Raw genomic sequence first — 19,854 nt, 5'->3', positions numbered from 1 at the left:
CCCTGCTGGCTGTCCGCTCGCGGCGGCGTTACGGAAAGAAACGCCGCACGGCGGAGCGGGACCGTGCCGGGGGACTGGCGTCGCCCGGTCGCAGAGAGTGGCGGATGTGGACTTCCGTGCCGTGGCCTGGTTCGGTGTCGATATGGACGTGCGCCCGGATCTGGTCGGCCCGCTCCTGTAATCCCTTGAGGCCGAAGTGACCGGCGGCCATCGCGCGTTCGACCTCGGCCTGCGAGAATCCGACGCCGTCATCGGCGACCACCACCCAGAGCGCGTGCTGGTCAACGTTGATGGTTACCTCAACGCGCGACGCACGCGCGTGGTGGAACGCGTTGCGCAGCGCCTCCGTGGCCATGTCCCGGAGGTCCTCGGCATGGAGATCGGCAATGACGGCGGCTCCGCCGGCGAGCTTGACCGAAAAGCCCACCTCGGTGCCTTCCTGCAGGCGTCGTCCCTCACGGCTGAGCGCGTCATAGAGATCGAGCCGCTGGTCACCTGCACCGCGCAGGGCGATGAGCTTGTGGCGCGCTTCCACGATGCCCTGGCGCGCTGCATCGGCCATTCGCACCACCTCGTCTTGTTGCCGGCGTTGCAGCGACCCATCCGCGGCGAACGACTGCAGGGACACCAGCAGCGCATGCAGACGCTGGAGCAGGGTGTCGTGGATGTCCCGCGCCACTGCCTCGCGCTCGGCCGAGCGGATGCGTAGTTTTTCTTCGAGCCGCCGGGTACGCAGGTGAAACACGAGCCAGATGGCGAGCAGGACGGGGACGATGCCGAGCGAACGGAACCACCAGGTCTCGTGGACCGCAGGCACTCGTTCGATGTCGACGGCAGCGATGGCAGCATCCACCGTACCTTCGGCGCTGGCTTTGAGTTCAAAGCGGTACGACCCGGGCGGCACCTTGGTGAAGACGGCTTCGCGGCGCATTCCCGCGTCCTGCCACTCGTCGTTGTATCCAACGAGCCGATAGGAAAAGCGCACGGCGTCCGGCGCCGTCAGGTAAGGCGTGGTGTAGGTGATGCGGAAGGTCTGCTCATCGGGCTGCAGCCGGATCGCGCCGGTCGCCTCGTGCGTGGCCGACTCCGTCGACAAGGACTCCACATACAGGCGCAGCCGCGAAGGCGCTCGCTCTGGCAAGTCGGGTGAGATCCATGCAAGTCCCGTGGTCGTCTGCGCCCAGATGCGTCCGTCATCGGACAACCTGAGCGTTGGCAGCGTTCGGTCCGGGTCGGGGGATCCCGGAATGCCGTCTTCGGACGTGTAGAGGCGGTAAGACACCTTGTAGTCGTGATTGGCGAGGAACTTCTGCACCTCGTCGCGCGGGACACGGACCACGCCCTGGAGCGTCTGGACCCAAAGTGAGCCCTGCTTGTCGAGGACCACCCCGGTGGCAGGCACGAACACGTCGGGTGTCATCGTGTGCACGGAGGCAAAGGCGGTGCCATCGAAGTACTGCAACCCCGCATCGCCACCAATCCATGCCTGAGCGCCGAGCGCGAGGACCGCCTTGACCGTGCCGGCAGACAACCCGTCGCGCGCACCGTACTCGGTAAGGTTGTTGTCGCGGGAGACAAACAACTGGTTGCGGGATACCGTGGGTGCCCACAGCGCATTGTCCGGACCGATGGTCACAGAGCGGACCCGCAGGGGGCCACGGATGAGGTTTTCCCACGTCTTGCCGTTCCAGATGGTCAGGCCATGCGTCGGTAGCGAAGCGCAGGCGATGATGCGTCCCTGCAGGTCCTTGGCGACACAGTTGATGATTGTGCCGCCGTCGGCCGGACGCGGCGCCACGAGAACGGGATCACCTGGAGCGAGCTGCCAGATACCCTCGGGCGTGGCGGCGAGCGCCGTTTGCGATGCCGGGTCGTACGACATCCCCAGCGCTTCCTTTGGTACGACGGTTTCCGTCACCGGCCCCTTGGGATCGACACGAAGCACCGGCATCGTCTCGCTGCCGACCCAGATCGTCCCGTCCGCGGAAACGGCGGCCGACACCTCGTGGATGCCCTGTGGCAGCCGCACTTTTGTAAACGCCGCGCGGCGGAAGCGGTCGATGCCGGAATCTGTTCCGATCCAGGTCCCGCCATCGTCGTCGAACCAGATGGGCCAGGGGTACGTGCCACTGAGGCCGTCGGCCTTGTCGAACACCTCGACCATCGGCGTGGTGCCATTGCGTTCGGCTGCTGCAAGGGACTCGGCGGAGGCATAGACGATGCCGCGCGTGGGGCTGGTCATCCACAGTGACCCGGATGGGGACTCGCGCGCCTCGTTGGCATAGCTGGCAATGGGCTTTGCCGCCTCGCTCATCGTGCGGCCGTTGTCACGGTAGATGGCCACATCGTTTGCGCGCCGCAGATACAGGCGCCCGGAGGCGCCGGCGCCAATGCGGCGCACATTGGCGGGGGCACCCTCGGCCGGGACGAGCGGCCCCTTGCCGCCGCGTGCGACTTCCACGCCGGTCCCTCGCACGACCCACAGATTGCCGTGAGCGTCGAAGGTGGCGTCATGGAAGATGCCGTCTTTCGCCGAGCGGGCGAACACTCGCCATTGCTGTCCGTCGTAGCGCATGACCGCGTCCGAGGTGACCGCCCACTCCCTGGCGTCGGGCCCGCGAAACATGCGTCCGCTCGAGCCCACAAAGCCGGCCACCGCGCCCTTGTCGAAAAGGTGCCCGTCCCGGAGCAGTGTCGGGCCATGCGTTTCGTTGAGCAGCCACAAGCCCCCGCCAGTGGCGGGATAGACGCGGTTGAGCTGCGGTTGTTCGTAGTGCTCACCGGGCAGCGGGACGAACTCGTCAAAACGCGCGCCATCGAACCGTGTCACACCTCGCGTGCCGGCAAGCCACAGAAAGCCGTCTGCGGTTCTCTCGACACTCGACACATCTCCCGGCGCACCGTCTTTGCGCAGGAAGGCGGTGTGATGGAAGCTGCCGAGCGACTCGGGCACGTTGCCCGGTGCCTCGATTGCGGACGACGGGCGCAGCCACGTAGCGGCAAGCAGTGCCGTCAGAAGAATGAAGGGAAAGCTTCCCCGGGATGGCATCGTTTTTTCCTTGGCGCGGGTACGGCGTCCGGACAGGGGCAGAGTGCACTGAGGAAGGGGAACGAAACAAGCGCGAGGCGCATGGGAATCGATCAGATCACGGCCGGAGTCCCCGCAAACGTCCTGCCCGCCTGAAACCCTGCCCCGGGGCGGGGCAGGGAAACATGGGTCAGTGGCCAACGTGGTCGTCGACGGGGGTCAGCAACGGGGCGTCCTTGTCCTTGAGCATGAACACGATGAACTTGGCCGGCGCCGTCTTGCTGGCATTGCGTCCGATCGTGTGGATATCGTTCGGGCCTTCGTAGAACGTGTCGCCAGGCTTGAGCGTCACCTCCGGCTGCCCTTTCAGGCCCATGACGATCGTCCCTTCGAGCACATAAACGATGGCATGTGCGTCATGGCGGTGCACCGGGTCGACGGCGCCGGGCTTGAACTCGACGGTAAACGCGGTAATGGCCTTGCCTGGCTCGTCATCGAGCACCTTCGTCATGAGATCGGTGACGGTGGCGTGCGGCAGTTCCATCTTGCCGGCCAGGGCGGGCAACGGCGTAAGGAGAAGGGCGAGGAGCAAGGTCTTGATGTTGCGCATGGTGTTTCTCCTTGGTCAGGTGAGGTTGGCCTTGTCGAGGCCCCATTCCTTGTCGTGCGCTCCTGGTGGTGCCAGTGCGGCGACGTTGGCCCGGTTCCAGGCGTTGATGATCATGATGGCGAAGGTCAGATCCGAGATTTCCTTCTCCGAGAAGTGTTCTCGGACCTCGGCAAAGAGCGCATCGGGTACACCGCCGTGAGGAATGACGGTGAGCGCTTCAGTCCACGCCAGTGCAGCACGCTCCTCGGGAGAGAACAGCGTCGACTCGCGCCATATGGCGACGTGGTGCATGCGAAGGGGGCGCTCGCCATGGAGCGTGGCCTGCTTGACGTGCATGTCGACGCAAAACGCGCACCCATTCATCTGCGAGGCGCGAATCTTGAGCAAGTCGTGGATCTCCTTGCCGATGGCGGATTTCTCGTCGAGGAAACTCAATTCCATGAGCTTCCTGGTCATCTCGCCGGAAAGCTTCATGTAGTCGAATCGTTCGGTCATTTCTGGTTGTCCTGCAGTCGGAGTCAGTGCCGCATGCCGCACTGGGCGGCACGATGAGATGGACAGGACGGCGCAGAGGGGCGCACCCATCCGCCATGTCCGGCTGACGTGTCCGTACTCGCGTGGTGCGCGAGCATCACGTCGCGGCACGCAGACTGCGCTGGGCGAAGGGTGTGGTATTGGACGAAAGGCGCAGACCGCGAACGGGTACCTGCCTCAACGCTAGTCGAGGAAGCCCCGTTGCACGGCAATCATGACCGCGTGTGTCCGGTCGAGTGCACCGAGCTTGGCCATGATGCTACGCATGCGTGACTTGACCGTGTCTTCCGACACGAACAGGGCCGCGGCAATGGCCTTGTTGCTCTGGCCGGCACCGGCCAGACGAAGCACCTTGAGTTCCCTGACGGTGAGCGGTTCGGAGCCTGCATGCCGCGCGATGTCGTAGGCAATCTCCGGAGCGACGACATGGCGACCCGTCAGGGACGAGCGAATGGCACGGGTGATCTCGTCGAGGGTGGCGGTCTTCAGCAGGTACGACGTCGCTCCGAGCGACAGGGCCCGCGTAACGCGTGCGTCCCCGGGGTAACTGGTCAGCACGATCAGATTGGCATCGGGGAAGTCGGCCTTGATGGTTTCCATGGCCTCGATGCCGTCGACGCGGGGCATCTGCAGGTCGAGCAAGGCAACACTGGGACGATGGAGGCGGTACATGGACACGGCTTCCGCACCATCGGCCGCCTCGGCGACCACCGTCATGTCCGGTTCCCTTGCGATCGCCGATGCAAGGCCCTGACGCATGGCTGGATGGTCATCCGTGATAAGCACCGTGATCGTCGTCTCGCTGGGCTCGTTCACCGTGTACCCCTTCTGTCTGAGCCCGACCAAGGGCGGGAGGCCGCCTGTCGTCGCCTGATCGTCCGGCGACGAAGCGCGTTTATCAATACCCATATGGATGAATTGACGCAGGCTGCCCGGCGCGTGACACGAAAGTGTCAGGGATTTCCCCACCTCCGTGTCCATCCTGGGCCCGTCCGCAGATTTTCGGTCATCCACGCGCACCCTACGCTAAACGTGCCGGCTCCCATGCGCCGGCGATGCCGGGGAAGACTCATGTCCTGTGTCGTTGCGTCAAACGAATCGAAGCCTGTCGAACTTGCCGTGCACGCCAATCCGCGCTCACGGGGAGCCCTGCGCCCAAGGCAGCTCATCATCGCGCAGCGTCACCTGGGTCGAGAGGTCTCCATCCACTGCGCCCTTATGGCGGCTGTCTCCGAATGCGGGGTGTCGAGAAGCCATTTCACCCGCGCGTTCAAGGTGAGCACCGGCATGACGCCGTCACGCTGGCACCTTCAGCAGCGGATGCGCCGGGCCCTGGACCTCCTCGATGGCCCCGATGCCATCGTCGACATCGCCGTTACCCTGGGCTTTTTCGACCAGGCGCACTTTACCAACGCATTCACGCGGCTGTTCCGGATGTCACCAGGCACCTACCGAAAACGTCTGGGAGAGTGAGCGCAGCACTTCCCGTGCATGCGCCGCAGACGGCTCCTGGCCTGCGCAACATCAAACCAAGTACCAGAAAGAGGTGAGCCATGAACGAAAAACGAAAGGCTGTCGTGCTCGGCGGTAGTGGCATGACCGGCGCAAAGGCCGTCAAATTGCTCGAGAGCAAGGGGTGGGATGTATTCGCCGCATCGCGCCGTACCGGTGTCGACCTCGTCACCGGCGAAGGGCTTGCCGATGCGATGAACGGCGCGGAGGTCGTCATCGATGCCACCAACGTGCCGGCATACGACGAAGAAACGCTCATGAACTTCTTTGCCAACGCGGCCACTCACATCATTCCTGCAGCGCGCGCGGCACGCATCCGTCACCACGTCGTCCTCTCCATCGTCGGCATCGACACGGTGCCACACATCGCGTATGCCCACGGCAAGATCGCACAGGAGCAGGCGGTGGTCGGGTCGGGCCTGCCGTACACCATCGTCCGTTCCACCCAGTTTTTCGAGTGGCTCGGAGTCATGGCTGATGACTTCACCCACGGCGACGTTGCGGCTGTGCCCGATGCCGATCTTCGCCCGGTTGCCATCGACGACGCCGTCGCGGCCCTTGTCGACGTTGCTATCGCACCGCCCGTGCATGGCTTCGTGTCGGTAGCAGGGCCCGAGGAAAACACGTTCGAGACGTGGATCCAGCGCTACTTCGACCTGACGGGCGACAGGCGCACGGCCCGGACCTCCAACGAGGCTACCTATTTCGGCGGAAAGATTGATCGGCGCTCCCTTGTGCCCGAGAAGCCGACGATGACAGGCCCCCAGTCGTTCGATGCGTGGGCTGTAAGTGCGGCAGGCAAGGCAGCGCTTGCCGGCAACCGGGTGGGCTGACAGCGGCCGGGCAGGGGCATTGCACTTCTGTGACGGCAAACGGTTCGACGCAGTACGAGGATGGAAAACGATGACCGCAATGGCAGCGCTCGGTGAGAGGTCCGGTTTTCCGGGGTCGGTGGTGACCCTGACGGGCAACGGTGACATTACAGACTGGAATGCGTCTGCCGAGCGTACCTATGGCTGGCTACGCAAGGACATGCTGGGCCAGAGCCTGCAACAGCGCCTGCGGTGCCAATCCTTCCGGTTTCCTGGACTGCGCGAACCTGAGGCTCACCGCACGCTCCGGACCTGGTCAGGCGTTTGTGAGCGCCTGACACGCTCTGGTCATCTCCACATCGCGCACATTGTGCGCATCGCCGTCGGACACCGTTTGGGCGACACGTCCATTGTGGAGTTCGGCACCGATCTGACGGGAGCCATCCAGAAGGGACAGGAGCGCGCGTACCATTCCGGATGTCCGGCACCGGCGTCCTGGTGGTCGGTCGATTTCGACGCCGTGATGGCACGCGCGAAGACACTTGTCGAAGCCGGTGTACACAACCTTGCCGGCTTCCTGATTGAACGTCCCGCGATGGTCCGCGCCATGCTTGCCGAAGCCCGCGTCCTGCGCGTGACAGATAGTGCGCTCGACATGTTCTCGAGCAGCTCTCGGCATGCCCCGCTCGACAACCTTGGTCTTATCATCCCGGACGACAGCCTGGCCGACTTCGCGGAGGCTATTGCAGAGGCCGTGGATGGCGAGACTTTCCAGGTGGTCACCACCCGCTTTTGCGCACTCGATGGGCGTGCCTTCGATGGCGTGATGAACGTGACCTTCGCGGGGCCTGCGTCCAGCGGCGATGTGACCAACGTCGGCATCACCGATACGGGCACCATGGGCGGCACCGTGGCTTCGGTCGAAGCGACGGCGCGCCGTTACCGTGAGCTCTTCGATGCCATTCCCTGTGCCGTGGCCGAGGTGGACTCACGGTCCCTGTTCGAGACGGCCCGAGAACTCATCGCGTCTGGTATCGACGACGTCGAAGCCTATCTCGATGCGCACCCCGCCGTTCACCGGCGCGCACGCTCGGGTCTGAAGTTCGTTTCCGGAAACACGGAATTCCTGAGGATGGTCGGTGCGCGCAGTGAAGCCGACATCGTCGGTCCCATCGCGCGTTTCCTTCCGCAGACTAGTCACTGCGCACGGTTCATTGCCGCATGTGCGACAGGCCAGTCCCGTGTGCAGGCAGACATGACGCTGCTGCGCCGCGACGGCTCGACGATGCCATGCCATCTCGAGACTTCCTTAAGACCCATCGAGGGACGGCCGCATACGAGCATCGTGACTTTGTATGACTTATCCGAGCGAGTGGCTGCCGAGGAAAGGGTTGCCGATGCCCAAGCGGAAAGTGCCCACGCGGCGCGCGTCGCCATGCTCGGTGGCCTCGGCGTGTCCATCGCGCATGAGGTTGCCCAGCCCTTGGCGGTCATCGCCCTCGACGCCATGGCCCTGCGAAAGTGGCTCGCAAGCCCCGAGCCCGACATGGTCGAGCTCGATGCGCTGGCGACCCGCTTGCTGACCCAGACATCGCGCGCGATGGACCTGCTGGGCAGCATCCGGGCGATGGCGCGTCGCGCACCACCGGAGGTCGAAGCCGTCGATCTGAATGACGTCCTGCAGGCGAGCCTTCGCCTCGTTGCCAACGACATCTCCCGCAACAACATCACACTCGATCAGACGCTCGCACGGGAGCCTTTGTGGGTCACCGGTGACCGCGTCCAGCTAGGCCAGATCGTCGTGAATCTCGTCTCCAACGCCATCCAGGCGCTTGCCGGCACCGAGGGGAGCGAGCGACGCATTGGGGTGAGTACGCGCGAGGAAGATGCCCACGCAGAGCTGGTCGTCGATGACAACGGGCCGGGCCTGGGCGAAACGGCGGCGACCCAAGTGTTCGAGCGATTCTTCACGACCAAACAAGGAGGCCTCGGCATCGGTCTCCCGATAGCGCGCTCCATTGCTCATACGCATGGGGGAACGCTCGTCGTGGCGGATGCACCGGAAGGCTGGCGTTGCCGGTTCCTGCTTCGCCTCCCATGCCTGCCGGGTGGCTGAACCGGACCGGCGCGAAAACCGAAACGGGCCAGTTGCTCAGCAACTGGCCCGTCGTCGATTGGTGGAGGTGGCGGGAGTCGAACCCGCGTCCGAAGGCGTTTAATCCCCGGATCTACATGCTTAGCTCACCGTTGGATCTCGTTTGCCGACAGCACGGCGTGCTAAGCGCGCCGACAAACCAGCCTGTTAGGTCTAGTCGTAGGCTGAGAGGCGACAGCCATTGACGATCTCGTGATAGTGACCCTACACCGACGAGCACGAGCACAAGTCGGTTCGGGGCTTACGCCTTAAGCGGCGAGAGCGTAGTTGTCGTCGTTGGCAACTATGAGTTTGCTGCTGGATTAACGAGGAAAGCGGCCCCCTCGGCATGCACCAGGCAATCGCACTACCCCCGTCGAAGCCAGAACACCCCCGGGGAAAACTGTTGTGAGACTACCGACTCGAAGTATAGGGGCGGGGCAGGGCTGTCACAATGGGCGCCCGACCCCGCGTTCAGTCAGCCGACGCGGTTGTGGGCGCGCATCACGCGCTGCTTGTCCACGGCCCACTCGCGTTCCTTCTCGGCGTGGCGCTTGTCGTGCTCCTGCTTGCCCTTGGCCAGGCCGATTTCGCATTTCACCTTGTTGTGCTTCCAGTACAGGGCGGTAGGCACGAGGGTGTAGCCCTTGCGCTCCACGGCACCGATGAGGCGGTCGATCTCCTCCCGGTGCAGCAGCAGCTTCCGCGTGCGCCGGTCGTTCGCCACCACGTGGGTGGAGGCGCTGATCAGCGGCGGAATCTGGGCGCCCACGAGGAAGACCTCGCCGTGCTGGATGATGGCGTAGCAGCCTTCGCCGAAATTGATGCGCCCGGCGCGCAGGGCCTTCAGTTCCCAGCCCTGCAGCTCCATGCCGCATTCGAAGCGCTGGTCGATGTGATATTCGTGGCGCGCGCGCTTGTTCAGCGCGATGGTGCCGCCGCCGTCCTTTTCCGTGTCCTTAGCCTTCGTTTTTGCCATGTCCGTTAAAATCGGTCTATCGGGTCCCTGATACAAGGCCGGCAAGTCCCTTGACCGGCGAATGAGATGAGGTCTTCATGATTGAAATCCGCCGCAGTGCGATCGTGCCGTTCACGCCCGCGCAGATGTTCGACCTGGTCAACGATGTGGAAGCATACCCAAAGCGCTTCGGCTGGTGTGACGCCGCCACGGTGGTGGAGCGGAGCGACGACACCCTGGTGGCCCGGCTGGACCTCCGCTTCGCCGGCATGAAACAGCATTTCACTACCCGGAACACCATGCAGCGGCCGGAACGCCTCACCATGAAGTTCGTGGAAGGCCCGCTCCGTTCGCTGGATGGGGTGTTCACCTTCCAGGCGCTGGGCGACGTGGGCTGCAAGATCTCCCTGGATCTCGATTTCGACTACGCGGGCCTGGGTGGCAGCGTGCTGAAGATGGGCTTCCAGCAACTCGCCAACCGCATGGTGGACGACTTCTGCGACGAGGCGCGCCGGCAGTATGGCTGACATTGCCGTCGAAGTGGCCTATGCGGGTCCGGAAGGCCAGGTGGTGGTTCCGCTGGCCGTGCCGGTGGGCACCACCGCTTGGGAAGCCGTGGAACTCGCTCGTCCGGGGCTGCCGGCGGGCGTGGCGCCCGATCCGGCCCGCCTGGGCGTGTTCGCGAAGAAAGTGCCCGCCGACCGGGTGCTGGAGCAGGGGGACAGGGTGGAGCTTTATCGCCCGTTGATCCTCGATCCGATGGAGGCCAGGCGGCGCCGCGCGGCGCGCGGCGCCTGAGCGGGCCTTAGCGCTTGCTGGCGGGGCTGTCGTCGGACGAGCCGTGCACGCCCACGCCGAAGCCGCCGTCGTCGTCCTTCTTGCCGCTGGTGTTCTTGTCGCCCTCGGCGTCGCCCGTGGGGTTGGCCTTGTACTTCTTGGAGTCCTTCAGCAGCTGCTCGGCGTCCTGGGCGAAGAAGTCGCCCTCGGTGCGCACGAGGGTGTCGTTGTTGAAGGTGAGGGTGAGGGTGCGCCGGGTCATCGGCTTACCGCGGTGCGAGAAGGTCGAGACGTAGTCCCAGCGGTCCTGGTCGAAAGGCGAGATGACCGACGGGGTGCCCAGGAGCACGAGCACCTGGCGCTTGGTCATGCCCGGTTGCAACTGGTCGACGTTCTTCTTGTCGAGCAGGTTGCCCTGCTGCACGTCGGGGGTATAGACGAGGCCACAGCCCGCGATGGCGGTTGCCATCATGGCCAAACCCAGCGTGCGGATGAGCTTTTGCATGCGTAGTTACGTCCGGATCGTGAAGCCTGTGATGATACACTAAGCGCCTTACGGCACCGCGAGGGGTCTGACATGGACCAGGAAACCAAAGAGCTCCGCAAGGCGGGCCTGAAAGTCACGCACCCGCGCATGCGGATCCTGCAGATCTTCGAGGAGGCGGACCAGCCCCACCTCACCGCCGAAGACATCTACAAGCGCCTGCTGTCGCACCAGGAAGACATCGGCCTCGCCACGGTGTACCGGGTGCTCACCCAGTTCGAAGCGGCCGGCATCGTCATGAAGCACAACTTCGAGGGCGGCCAGGCCGTCTACGAGCTGGACCGCGGCAAGCACCACGATCACATGATCGACGTGGACAGCGGAAAGGTCATCGAGTTCATCAGCGAAGAGATCGAGCGGCTCCAGCACGAGATCGCCGACCGGCACGGGTACGTCATCGAGGACCACAGCCTGGTGCTGTATGTGCGGCCAAAGAAGCGGAAGTGAGTGGGGCCGTGAAGCGTGAACCGTGAACCGTGAACCGTGAACCGTGAACCGTAAGAGCGGATCAACTGACGGTTCACAGGCCGCGCAGCGGCCGACTCACAAGCCGCGAAGCGGCTGACTCACAGGCCTCGAAGAGGCCCACTCCCAGCCCCGCAAAGCGGGGCGACTAACGCAAATAAAAACGCCGCCGGTGGACTCCTGTCCACCGGCGGCTTGATCCGGCGTTTTCATGGCTCGTGAAACGCGAGTTGCTCGCAGGTTCCACGGACCACCATGTCGCACCGGCGAGGCTGACATCCTGTCGCCTCATCGGGCCGATCGTCCCCACGACCGACCCGGGCTCGCCGTCTCTCGACGGCGGCTCCCCCACATCGATAATGGGATCGTAACGAACCTTTCACTGGCCGGGTATTGGAAAATTTCCTATGCCAGATCCGGCACTTGTGCTGCGAAGCAGCACGCGGAGGTGAAGTCCGACGGGTTCCGGGCGGATGCGAAAGAGGCCGCCGAGGGCGGTGATGCGGTCGCTCATCCCCTGCAAGCCGCGCCCGCCACCGTCGGTACGTACCGGGCGCGGTTGGGCGGAGAGGCCGGTGCCGTTGTCGCGGATGTCGAGAATGGCGACGGGGCCGCTGTCGCGTACGCCGATGCGCAGGCGCAGGGTCATGCGGCTCGCGCCCGAATGGCGCACCACATTGGTCGCACTTTCCTGAACCACACGGTAGATGGCGGTGAGGGTGTCCTCATCCAGGAGGCGGGGCTCGCCGCGCAGGTCGGTGACGTAAGTGATGCCGGCGGCGGTGAGCATGTCGCGGATGGGGCCTTCGTCGAGGGCGCGCAGCAGCCCGAACTCGTCCAGCACCGAGGGACGCAGGCTGTCCAGCATCCTGTGCAGCGCCTTGCGCATATGCCCCAGGATGCCGTTGATGGACATGCCGATATCTTCCAGGCCCGCGCTGCCCAGTCGGTTCTGCGCCAGTTTGAGGTGGGTCTGGATGGCGGTGAGATTCTGGCCCAGCTCGTCGTGCAGTTCCGCGGCCATGTGGCGGCGCAGGCTTTCTTCGGCCTGCAGGTTGCCGCGGGCCGCATCGCGCAGCTGCCGGGCCAGCTGGTCGAGCCGCTGGTTCGCGGCGGCCAGATGGGTGTTTTGCTGGGCCACGCGCTCGCTGCTGCGGCGCAGGGCGTCGGTGGCCGCGCCGAGCATCAGGGTGCCGGTACCGGCCACGGCCAGGAACAGGTGCGCGGCAGCGGTAGGCGCGCCGCGGCCGATCATGTCCTCGGTGACGTTGAGGCCCACGCTGGTGATGAGCATGGCCAGCCCCGCGCCACGCCAGCCATGCCGGAAGGCGAAGAACAGCACGGGCGCCAGCGACAGCACGCGGGCGAACTGCGGCTGCGGCGAATACTCGGCGAGGGTGATCAGAATGGCCAGTGAAGGCAGCATCACCAGAAGGCCGTCGAGCAGAAGTTCCGCCATGGACGCCTGCGTGGGCCTTTCCCGGAAGACGAGGACCATCGCCGGCACCATCAGCAGCACGCCGAGGTAGTTGCCGAGCAGGTCGCTGCCGAACGTGGTGCCGAGCATTTCCACCGGAGCGGCCGGATGCATCGAGGCCATCATGGCGGCGTTGCCCGCCGTGGCCACCGTGGCCGTCACCATGGCCGAAAGAAGCAGGCGGGCGACGTCTTCCGGGGTGCTCAGGCTGGCGTGGAGATGCGCCCGGCGCAGCAGCCAGAGGCATGCCGCCACCATCAGCGGCTCCGGCGCGTCTCCCAGCAGGAAGCCGGCCCCGCCGATCGGCAGCCCGCTGCGCCACTCGCAAAAGGCGCTGGCGACGATCTCGGCGCCGAGGATCCACAGCCAGTTGCGGCTGCGCGTGAGCAGCAGCGCACCAAAGCGCAGGCCGAAGGGAAGAACCCAGTAGGGCTGCTCGGTCGGCCACAGCATGACCCAGGCGGCAGCGTAGGCCAGGGCGATCAGTGGGCCGGCAAAGCGGGAGAAGCCAGATAAGCGCATGGCCGGAATGGTACACGGCGGGTGCGCGCCGTCGGCGGGTTTCGTGCCCCCGTACGCACGCGTCGGGAGAGCCTGCTACATTCAACCCATGCCAAGAATCGTCCTAGTAGATGACCACGCCATCGTTCGCGAAGGGTTCAAGCGACTCATCGAGCTGGAACCCGACCTGGACGTCGTCGCCGAAGCGCGCAATGCCGACGAGGCGGTGGAAGCGGTTACCCAACATCGTCCCGACCTGGTAGCGGTCGATCTGTCGCTACCCGACGGCAGCGGGCTGCCGCTGATCGAGCACCTGGCGAGCATCGCGCCCGCCATGAAGATCGTGGTGCTGAGCATGCACGACGGCGAACCCTACGTTTCCGAAGCCCTGCGTCGCGGCGCGCGTGGCTACGTCACCAAGGGCGTGGCGCCGGAGGAACTGGTGGCCGCCGTCCGCTCGGTGCTCGGTGGCGACCAGTACCTGAGTTCGGACCTGCGGGAACGGCGCTCGGGCCGGGCCACGACCGACCTCGATCCGTTCAACCGGCTGACGGCGCGCGAGCGCGAAGTATTCCTGCTGCTGGCCATCGGCCGCGCGCCGAAACAGGTGGCGGCGGAACTGGGCATCGGGCAGAAAACGATCTACATCCACCGCGCTGCGGTCATGAACAAGCTCAATGCAGGATCGGAGCTAGACCTCTACCGCATGGCGCAGGAGCGCGGTCTGATCCGCAGCTGAGGCGCGGCCTTCCGAGGTGAGCCGCGCTTCTTGCGTGGAGGCCTTATGTGGGAGGCCTTGTGTGGGAGCCGGCTGTGCCGGCGATCCCGCGGCAGCGGGCAATCTCGCCGCTAGCACCCATCGCCGCTGAAGCGGCTCCCACACAAAGCGCGGCGGCTTGCGGGGCAACATTGGGATCTGCCACAGGAGATGGCCCCTGCAGAAAGTCGTTCACCCCTGTGCGCGGTCCAGCATCTTCTTCGCGTGGGCGCGCGTTTCCTTCGTGATCTCCACGCCGCCCAGCATGCGGCTGAGTTCGTCGCGGCGGCCGGCGTCGTTCAGCGCGCGGATGCGTGTGCGGGTGGCCTCGCCGTCGCTTTCCTTTGCCACCTGCAGGTGCGAGTGGCCCTGTGCGGCCACCTGCGGAAGGTGCGTGACGCAGAGCACCTGCACGCGCTCGCCGAGGGCGCGCAGCTTCTGGCCGACCACTTCCGCCACGGCGCCACCGATGCCGGTGTCCACCTCGTCGAAGATCATGCAGCCGATGTTGTCGTTGCCCAGCGTGGCCACTTCGATGGCGAGGCTAATGCGTGCGAGTTCGCCGCCGGAAGCCACTTTTCGCAGCGGGCGCGGCGGTTGTCCGGGATTGGCGCTGACCAGCAGTTCGCAGCGCTCGCGGCCTTGCGGGTCCGGCTCGTCGCCTTCGGCGGGTTCCAGCGATACCTCCAGGCGGCCACCGGCCATGCCGAGTTCGCCCATGAGGGCGGCCACCGAGGTGCCGAGCCGGCCGGCGGCATCGATGCGCGCCTTCGACAAGGCTGCGGCGGCCACGTCGTAGTCCTTCCGCAGGCGGTCGCGCTCGCCGGCCAGACGGTCCAGTGCCTCGCCCGCGCCTTCGAGTTCGGCCAGGCGGCCGCGCACCTCGTCGGCCTTTGCGAACAGTTCCTCGATCGGCAGGCGATAGCGGCGGGACAGGTCGTGCAGATGGGTGAGGTGCGTGTCCACCTCCGCGAGGCGTTCCGGATCCAGTTCCACGTCCTGCGCGTAGCGGCCCAGGCCGTCCACCGCTTCGCCCACCTGGATCTGCGCGCTGTCCAGCAGTTCGAGCAGCGGGGCGAGGGTGCCGTCCAGTTCGGACAGGCGCGACAGCTCGGCATGGGCGCGGAGCAGGGCGCGCCCGATGGCGAACTCGCTCTCGCCGTCCAGCATTTCGACGATGCCGTTGGCGCCTTCGGCCAGCCGGCCCGCGTTGGCGAGGCGGCGATGCTGTGCTTCGAGATCTTCCAGCGCAGACGGCGCGAGGGCCCAGCGCTCCAGTTCTTCCAGCTCGTGTGCGAGTAGTTCGATCTGGCGTTCGCGATCGTCGCCGCCGGACAGCGCGCGGATGCGGGCCACGGCGTCGCGCCAGGCGCGGGCCGTATCGCGCACCCGGGCCAGCCGTTCCTCGTTGCCTGCATAAGCATCCAGCAAGGCCATCTGATGCTGGCGGGAAAGCAGGGCCTGGTGCTCATGCTGGCCGTGGATCTCGACGATCAGCGCGGCCAGTGCCGACATCTGGGCGAGGCTGGCGGGGCGTCCGTTGATCCACCCGCGCGAGCTGCCCTCGGTGCGAATGACACGCCGCAGCTGGCAGGTCTCGCCGTCGTCCAGTTCCTCCTGGCGCAACCAGGACAGGGCGTCGGGCAGGCCTTTGAGGTCGAATTCCGCGGCCAGTTCGGCGCGGTCGCTGCCGGCGCGAACCATGCCGCTGTCGGCGCGGGCGCCGGCCAGGAGCATGAGGGCATCGACCAGAAGCGACTTGCCGGCGCCGGTTTCGCCGCTGACCACGGTGAGGCCGGGGCCGAACGCGACCTCGGCTTCTTCGACGACGGCGAACTGGCGGACGTAGAGCGAGGTGAGCATGGGACCCGGGTCGGCGGATGGAGTCGCGCCGATTGTAGCGGCAGCGGCGTCGCAAGGGCCGAGACTTGCAAGCCGGACGGCAAGACCTTATTGATAGCGAACGATCCGGCCCACTCCGACACTCCAGCGCATGAACCCGTTTTCCGGTCACGACATCGATGCTCGCGCGCGCCGGCTGCTGCGGACCCTGATTTCCCAATACCTTTCCGATGGCGAACCCGTCGGCTCGCGCACGCTGGCGAAGTCGTCGGGCCTGGAGGTCAGCCCCGCCACCATCCGCAACATCATGGCGGATCTGGAAGAAGCCGGGCTGGTGGCGTCCCCGCATACGTCGGCGGGCCGCGTGCCCACGCCGCGCGGGTTGCGCCTTTTCGTGGACAGCCTGCTCGAACTGAAGCCGCTGCCGCGTGACGAGATGGCGCGCCTGCAGGGCGGCCTGCCGCCGCACCAGACGACCACGCGCGACCTGCTGGGCAATGTCTCGAACCTGCTCTCGGCCATGACCCGCTTCGCCGGCGTCGTTACCGTGCCGCGCCAGGGCGACTTCCCGCTGCGCCACATCGACTTCGTCTCGCTGCCGGACGCCCGCGTGCTCGTCATCCTGGTGTTCTCCGACAACCAGGTGCAGAACCGGGTGGTGCAGCTGGCCCGCCCGCTGGACGGCAGCGAACTGGAACAGGCGGCCAATTACCTCAATACGCAGTTCGCCGGCCTTCGGCTGGCGGACATCCGGGCCCACCTGGCCTCGGAACTGCGCGAGGCCGGCGGCGAGCTCAACCGCATGCTGGCCAGCGCGGTGGAGCTGGCCACGGCCTCGTTCGCCCACGACGAAGACGCCGACGACGTGCTGGTGAGCGGCCAGACCAACCTCATGGGGTACTCCGAGCTGGCCGACATCGACCGGCTCCGCGAGTTGTTCGACGCCTTCCAGCAGAAGCGCGACCTGCTCCAGCTCATGGAAATGTGCGTCCAGGCCCCGGGCGTCCGCCTTTTCATCGGCGAGGAATCCGGCTTCTCGGCCCTGGACGGATGCAGCATCGTCACCGCCACCTACGGCACCGGCGGCCGCATGCTCGGCGCGATCGGAGTTATTGGACCGACGCGTATGGCATATGAGCGGGTGATTCCGGTGGTGCAGGCCACCGCCGGATTGCTAAGCGACGCCTTGAATCGCGCCGCGGCGACCTCATAAACCGCCCCGGGAGGCGGGTTTACTATTTCCCGCGAATGTTCGGCCCGCTCCGTGAGCGGGTCGGTTGGCTGACATTTGGAGCAAGCATGCAGAACAACGATCCCCATGTGCCGGATCAGGTGCAGGACGGCGGTGCGGCGGATGGCGGCGTGAACGCCGATCTCGACGCCCTCACCGCAAAGCTCGGCGCCCTGGAATCCGAACTGGCCGGAGCGCGCGAGACGGTCCTGCGCGAGCGGGCGGAGATCGAGAACCAGCGCCGCCGCCTTCAGCGCGACCTCGAGCAGGCGCGCCGTTTCGCGAACGAGAAACTGCTGGGCGACCTGCTTCCGGTCTACGACGGCATCGTGCTCGGCCTCACCAACGAGTCTGCGGACGCGAAGACGATGCGCGAGGGGCTGGAGCTGACCCTGAAGCAGCTGGAAAAGGTCACGCAGTCGAACGGCCTCACCGTCGTCGACCCCCTCCACCAGCCGTTCAACCCGGAACACCACCAGGCCATCAGCTCGGTCGAGTCGAACGAGCATCCGCCGGGCACGGTGGTCGCGGTGGTCCAGAAGGGTTTCGTGCTCAACGACCGTCTGCTGCGTCCGGCGCTCGTCGCCGTCGTGCGCGACAACTGAACAAAGCCCCATGCGGCGCGGGTTCGCGCCGCATGGGGAGTCTCACCAGGCATTGAATCGATGGGGCCGGTCCCCACTTTCACAAACAGTCGCGGCCGCGGGGGCCGCTTAGAAATACGGAGCAACTTCAATGGCCAAGATCATCGGCATCGACCTCGGTACGACCAACTCCTGCGTGGCAGTGATGGAGGGTTCGACCGCACGCGTCATCGAGAACGCGGAGGGCGATCGCACCACGCCGTCCATCGTCGCGTTCACCAAGGACAATGAGGTTCTGGTCGGCGCGCCGGCCAAGCGCCAGAGCGTCACCAATCCCAAGAACACGTTCTACGCGGTGAAGCGCCTCATCGGCCGCAAGTTCACCGACGCGGAAGTGCAGAAGGACATCAAGATCGTGCCCTACGGCATCGTGGCGCACGAGAACGGCGACGCGTGGGTGCAGACGGCCGATGGCAAGAAGATGGCCCCGCAGGAAGTCTCCGCGAAGGTCCTCATGAAGATGAAGAAGACCGCCGAGGACTTCCTGGGCGAGGCAGTGACGGAAGCGGTCATCACCGTGCCGGCCTACTTCAACGACAGCCAGCGCCAGGCCACCAAGGACGCGGGCCGCATCGCGGGCCTCGACGTCAAGCGCATCATCAACGAGCCGACCGCGGCCGCGCTGGCCTACGGCCTGGACAAGTCCGCCTCGGGCGACCGCAAGATCGCCGTGTACGATCTCGGCGGCGGTACCTTCGACGTGTCGATCATCGAAATCGCCAACGTCGACGGCGAGAAGCAGTTCGAGGTGCTGGCCACCAACGGCGACACTTTCCTCGGTGGCGAGGATTTCGACAACCGCGTCATCGACTACCTCGTGGAAGAGTTCAAGAAGGAGCAGGGCATCGACCTGCGCCAGGACCAGCTCGCGCTGCAGCGTCTGAAGGACGCCGCCGAGCGCGCCAAGATCGAACTCTCCTCGTCGCACCAGACCGACGTGAACCTGCCGTACGTCACGGCCGACGCCTCGGGTCCGAAGCATCTCAACATCAAGCTGACCCGCGCCAAGCTCGAGTCGCTGGTGGAAGACCTGGTGAAGCGCACCATCGAACCGTGCCGCACCGCGCTCAACGACGCCGGCCTGCGCGTGTCCGACATCAACGAGGTCATCCTCGTCGGTGGCCAGACCCGCATGCCCAAGGTGCAGGAAGCCGTGAAGGACTTCTTCGGCAAGGAAGCGCGCAAGGACGTCAACCCGGATGAAGCCGTCGCTGTCGGCGCCGCTATCCAGGGCGGCGTGCTGGGCGGTTCCGTCAAGGACGTGCTGCTGCTCGACGTCACCCCGCTGTCGCTCGGTATCGAGACGATGGGCGGCGTGATGACCAAGCTCATCGAGAAGAACACCACGGTGCCCACCAAGGCCTCGCAGGTCTTCTCCACGGCCGACGACAACCAGACCGCCGTCACCGTGCACGTGCTGCAGGGCGAGCGCGAGCGCGCCAACGCCAACAAGTCGCTCGGCAAGTTCGACCTGCAGGGCATTCGCCCGGCGCCGCGCGGCACGCCGCAGATCGAAGTCACCTTCGACATCGACGCCAACGGCATCCTGCACGTGTCGGCCAAGGACAAGGACACCGGGAAGGAGCAGAAGATCGAGATCAAGGCCGGTTCGGGCCTCTCGGACGAAGAGATCCAGCGCATGGTGGCCGACGCCGAGGCCAATCGCGAGGAAGATCGCAAGTTCCACGAGCTGGTGCAGGTGCGCAACAAGGCCGACCAGCTGGTGCACGCCACGCGCAGCCAGCTGAAGGAACACGGCGGCAAGGTGCCGGCTGAACAGATGGCCAGCATCGACGCGGCGGTGTCCGAACTCGAGAAGGTGAAGGACGGCGACGACAAGGCCGCCATCGAGGCGAAGATCACCAACCTCGAGCAGGTGGCGCAGTCGCTCTACGCCGCGGCGCAGGCCGGCGGTGCACAGGACACGTCGCAGCAGTCCGCGCCAGGCGGCGGTTCGGCCCAGCCCGACGACGTGGTCGATGCCGAGTTCACCGAAGTCAAGGACGACAAGAAGTAAGTGCGTGAAGC

18 protein-coding genes and 1 other RNA gene are annotated in these 19,854 nt (G+C 65.7%); 10 read left to right on the top strand and 9 right to left on the bottom strand.

The window, feature by feature from the left end; genetic code table 11:
- Window positions 1-28: 28 nt before the first annotated feature.
- From HBF26_RS19840 to HBF26_RS01555, 4 genes are all read right to left on the bottom strand, one after another.
- Window positions 29-2,953, bottom strand: a complete 2,925-nt coding sequence (locus tag HBF26_RS19840) for an ATP-binding protein (RefSeq protein WP_167122397.1) — start codon at window positions 2,951-2,953, stop codon at window positions 29-31.
- A gap of 265 nt (window positions 2,954-3,218) precedes the next feature.
- A complete protein-coding gene (locus tag HBF26_RS01565; RefSeq protein WP_167122395.1) occupies window positions 3,219-3,638 on the bottom strand; it encodes a cupin domain-containing protein in 420 nt (139 codons plus the stop codon).
- A gap of 15 nt (window positions 3,639-3,653) precedes the next feature.
- Window positions 3,654-4,133, bottom strand: a complete 480-nt coding sequence (locus tag HBF26_RS01560; RefSeq protein WP_167122393.1) for a carboxymuconolactone decarboxylase family protein — start codon at window positions 4,131-4,133, stop codon at window positions 3,654-3,656.
- A 222-nt stretch (window positions 4,134-4,355) separates the two neighbouring features.
- Window positions 4,356-4,958: a response regulator transcription factor gene (locus HBF26_RS01555; protein WP_338039620.1), complete on the bottom strand. Its 603-nt coding sequence runs from the start codon at window positions 4,956-4,958 to the stop codon at window positions 4,356-4,358.
- A 285-nt stretch (window positions 4,959-5,243) separates the two neighbouring features.
- Between HBF26_RS01555 and HBF26_RS01550 the strand changes: the two genes are divergently transcribed.
- The 3 genes from HBF26_RS01550 to HBF26_RS01540 all read left to right on the top strand — a co-directional run bounded on the left by HBF26_RS01550 (window position 5,244) and on the right by HBF26_RS01540 (window position 8,612).
- Window positions 5,244-5,645, top strand: a complete 402-nt coding sequence (locus tag HBF26_RS01550) for a helix-turn-helix transcriptional regulator (RefSeq protein ID WP_167122389.1) — start codon at window positions 5,244-5,246, stop codon at window positions 5,643-5,645.
- Window positions 5,646-5,725: 80 nt separating this feature from the next.
- Window positions 5,726-6,517 carry an SDR family oxidoreductase gene (locus HBF26_RS01545; RefSeq protein WP_167122387.1) on the top strand — a complete coding sequence of 264 codons (792 nt, stop codon included), beginning with the start codon at window positions 5,726-5,728 and terminating at the stop codon, window positions 6,515-6,517.
- A 70-nt stretch (window positions 6,518-6,587) separates the two neighbouring features.
- Window positions 6,588-8,612 carry an ATP-binding protein gene (locus tag HBF26_RS01540; RefSeq protein WP_167122385.1) on the top strand — a complete coding sequence of 675 codons (2,025 nt, stop codon included), beginning with the start codon at window positions 6,588-6,590 and terminating at the stop codon, window positions 8,610-8,612.
- Between the two features lie 59 nt (window positions 8,613-8,671).
- Here the strand turns inward: HBF26_RS01540 and ssrA are convergent.
- Both ssrA and smpB read right to left on the bottom strand, forming a co-directional pair.
- Window positions 8,672-9,025: a transfer-messenger RNA gene (ssrA, locus tag HBF26_RS01535) on the bottom strand.
- A gap of 83 nt (window positions 9,026-9,108) precedes the next feature.
- On the bottom strand, window positions 9,109-9,609 hold the full coding sequence (gene smpB / locus HBF26_RS01530) for an SsrA-binding protein SmpB (RefSeq protein ID WP_167122383.1): 501 nt from the start codon (window positions 9,607-9,609) through the stop codon (window positions 9,109-9,111).
- A 77-nt stretch (window positions 9,610-9,686) separates the two neighbouring features.
- Between smpB and HBF26_RS01525 the strand changes: the two genes are divergently transcribed.
- Both HBF26_RS01525 and HBF26_RS01520 read left to right on the top strand, forming a co-directional pair.
- Window positions 9,687-10,115: a type II toxin-antitoxin system RatA family toxin gene (locus HBF26_RS01525; protein WP_167122381.1), complete on the top strand. Its 429-nt coding sequence runs from the start codon at window positions 9,687-9,689 to the stop codon at window positions 10,113-10,115.
- A complete protein-coding gene (locus HBF26_RS01520) occupies window positions 10,108-10,386 on the top strand; it encodes an RnfH family protein (RefSeq protein WP_167122379.1) in 279 nt (92 codons plus the stop codon). Before HBF26_RS01525 ends, HBF26_RS01520 begins: the two co-directional genes overlap by 8 nt.
- A gap of 7 nt (window positions 10,387-10,393) precedes the next feature.
- Here the strand turns inward: HBF26_RS01520 and HBF26_RS01515 are convergent, their stop codons facing one another.
- Entirely contained in the window at window positions 10,394-10,870 is a 477-nt protein-coding gene (locus tag HBF26_RS01515; protein ID WP_167122377.1) for an outer membrane protein assembly factor BamE, read from the bottom strand.
- 72 nt (window positions 10,871-10,942) lie between these two features.
- Between HBF26_RS01515 and fur the strand changes: the two genes are divergently transcribed.
- A complete protein-coding gene (gene fur / locus HBF26_RS01510; protein WP_167122375.1) occupies window positions 10,943-11,356 on the top strand; it encodes a ferric iron uptake transcriptional regulator in 414 nt (137 codons plus the stop codon).
- Between the two features lie 397 nt (window positions 11,357-11,753).
- On the opposite strand, the gene HBF26_RS01505 is transcribed toward fur, so the two are convergent.
- On the bottom strand, window positions 11,754-13,373 hold the full coding sequence (locus tag HBF26_RS01505) for an MASE1 domain-containing sensor histidine kinase (RefSeq protein ID WP_167122373.1): 1,620 nt from the start codon (window positions 13,371-13,373) through the stop codon (window positions 11,754-11,756).
- Window positions 13,374-13,461: 88 nt separating this feature from the next.
- On the opposite strand from HBF26_RS01505, the gene HBF26_RS01500 reads away from it, so the two are divergent.
- A complete protein-coding gene (locus HBF26_RS01500; RefSeq protein WP_167026811.1) occupies window positions 13,462-14,091 on the top strand; it encodes a response regulator transcription factor in 630 nt (209 codons plus the stop codon).
- A 210-nt stretch (window positions 14,092-14,301) separates the two neighbouring features.
- On the opposite strand, the gene recN is transcribed toward HBF26_RS01500, so the two are convergent.
- Window positions 14,302-15,972, bottom strand: a complete 1,671-nt coding sequence (gene recN / locus HBF26_RS01495) for a DNA repair protein RecN (RefSeq protein ID WP_167122371.1) — start codon at window positions 15,970-15,972, stop codon at window positions 14,302-14,304.
- 130 nt (window positions 15,973-16,102) lie between these two features.
- Here recN and hrcA point away from each other — a divergent pair, with 130 nt between their 5' ends.
- The 3 genes from hrcA to dnaK all read left to right on the top strand — a co-directional run bounded on the left by hrcA (window position 16,103) and on the right by dnaK (window position 19,843).
- On the top strand, window positions 16,103-17,164 hold the full coding sequence (hrcA, locus tag HBF26_RS01490; protein WP_167026816.1) for a heat-inducible transcriptional repressor HrcA: 1,062 nt from the start codon (window positions 16,103-16,105) through the stop codon (window positions 17,162-17,164).
- Window positions 17,165-17,250: 86 nt separating this feature from the next.
- Window positions 17,251-17,787, top strand: a complete 537-nt coding sequence (grpE, locus tag HBF26_RS01485) for a nucleotide exchange factor GrpE (RefSeq protein WP_167122369.1) — start codon at window positions 17,251-17,253, stop codon at window positions 17,785-17,787.
- Between the two features lie 130 nt (window positions 17,788-17,917).
- Window positions 17,918-19,843 (top strand): molecular chaperone DnaK, encoded by a 1,926-nt coding sequence (gene dnaK, locus HBF26_RS01480; RefSeq protein WP_167122367.1) that lies wholly within the window; start codon window positions 17,918-17,920, stop codon window positions 19,841-19,843.
- Window positions 19,844-19,854: the final 11 nt, after the last annotated feature.

The organism is Luteibacter jiangsuensis (assembly GCF_011742555.1).
GTDB classification, from domain to species: domain Bacteria; phylum Pseudomonadota; class Gammaproteobacteria; order Xanthomonadales; family Rhodanobacteraceae; genus Luteibacter; species Luteibacter jiangsuensis.
Note: the sequence above shows the minus strand (reverse complement) of the source record. Positions and strands in the feature narration are given on the sequence as shown.

Bases quoted from the DNA above. Each gene is read 5' to 3' on its own strand.
- HBF26_RS01565 (WP_167122395.1), bottom strand. From the start codon at position 3,638: ATGCGCAACATCAAGACCTTGCTCCTCGCCCTTCTCCTTACGCCGTTG.
- HBF26_RS01560 (WP_167122393.1), bottom strand. From the start codon at position 4,133: ATGACCGAACGATTCGACTACATGAAGCTTTCCGGCGAGATGACCAGG.
- HBF26_RS01550 (WP_167122389.1), top strand. From the start codon at position 5,244: ATGTCCTGTGTCGTTGCGTCAAACGAATCGAAGCCTGTCGAACTTGCC.
- HBF26_RS01545 (WP_167122387.1), top strand. From the start codon at position 5,726: ATGAACGAAAAACGAAAGGCTGTCGTGCTCGGCGGTAGTGGCATGACC.
- HBF26_RS01540 (WP_167122385.1), top strand. From the start codon at position 6,588: ATGACCGCAATGGCAGCGCTCGGTGAGAGGTCCGGTTTTCCGGGGTCG.
- smpB (WP_167122383.1), bottom strand. From the start codon at position 9,609: ATGGCAAAAACGAAGGCTAAGGACACGGAAAAGGACGGCGGCGGCACC.
- HBF26_RS01525 (WP_167122381.1), top strand. From the start codon at position 9,687: ATGATTGAAATCCGCCGCAGTGCGATCGTGCCGTTCACGCCCGCGCAG.
- HBF26_RS01520 (WP_167122379.1), top strand. From the start codon at position 10,108: ATGGCTGACATTGCCGTCGAAGTGGCCTATGCGGGTCCGGAAGGCCAG.
- HBF26_RS01515 (WP_167122377.1), bottom strand. From the start codon at position 10,870: ATGCAAAAGCTCATCCGCACGCTGGGTTTGGCCATGATGGCAACCGCC.
- fur (WP_167122375.1), top strand. From the start codon at position 10,943: ATGGACCAGGAAACCAAAGAGCTCCGCAAGGCGGGCCTGAAAGTCACG.
- HBF26_RS01505 (WP_167122373.1), bottom strand. From the start codon at position 13,373: ATGCGCTTATCTGGCTTCTCCCGCTTTGCCGGCCCACTGATCGCCCTG.
- HBF26_RS01500 (WP_167026811.1), top strand. From the start codon at position 13,462: ATGCCAAGAATCGTCCTAGTAGATGACCACGCCATCGTTCGCGAAGGG.
- recN (WP_167122371.1), bottom strand. From the start codon at position 15,972: ATGCTCACCTCGCTCTACGTCCGCCAGTTCGCCGTCGTCGAAGAAGCC.
- hrcA (WP_167026816.1), top strand. From the start codon at position 16,103: ATGAACCCGTTTTCCGGTCACGACATCGATGCTCGCGCGCGCCGGCTG.
- grpE (WP_167122369.1), top strand. From the start codon at position 17,251: ATGCAGAACAACGATCCCCATGTGCCGGATCAGGTGCAGGACGGCGGT.
- dnaK (WP_167122367.1), top strand. From the start codon at position 17,918: ATGGCCAAGATCATCGGCATCGACCTCGGTACGACCAACTCCTGCGTG.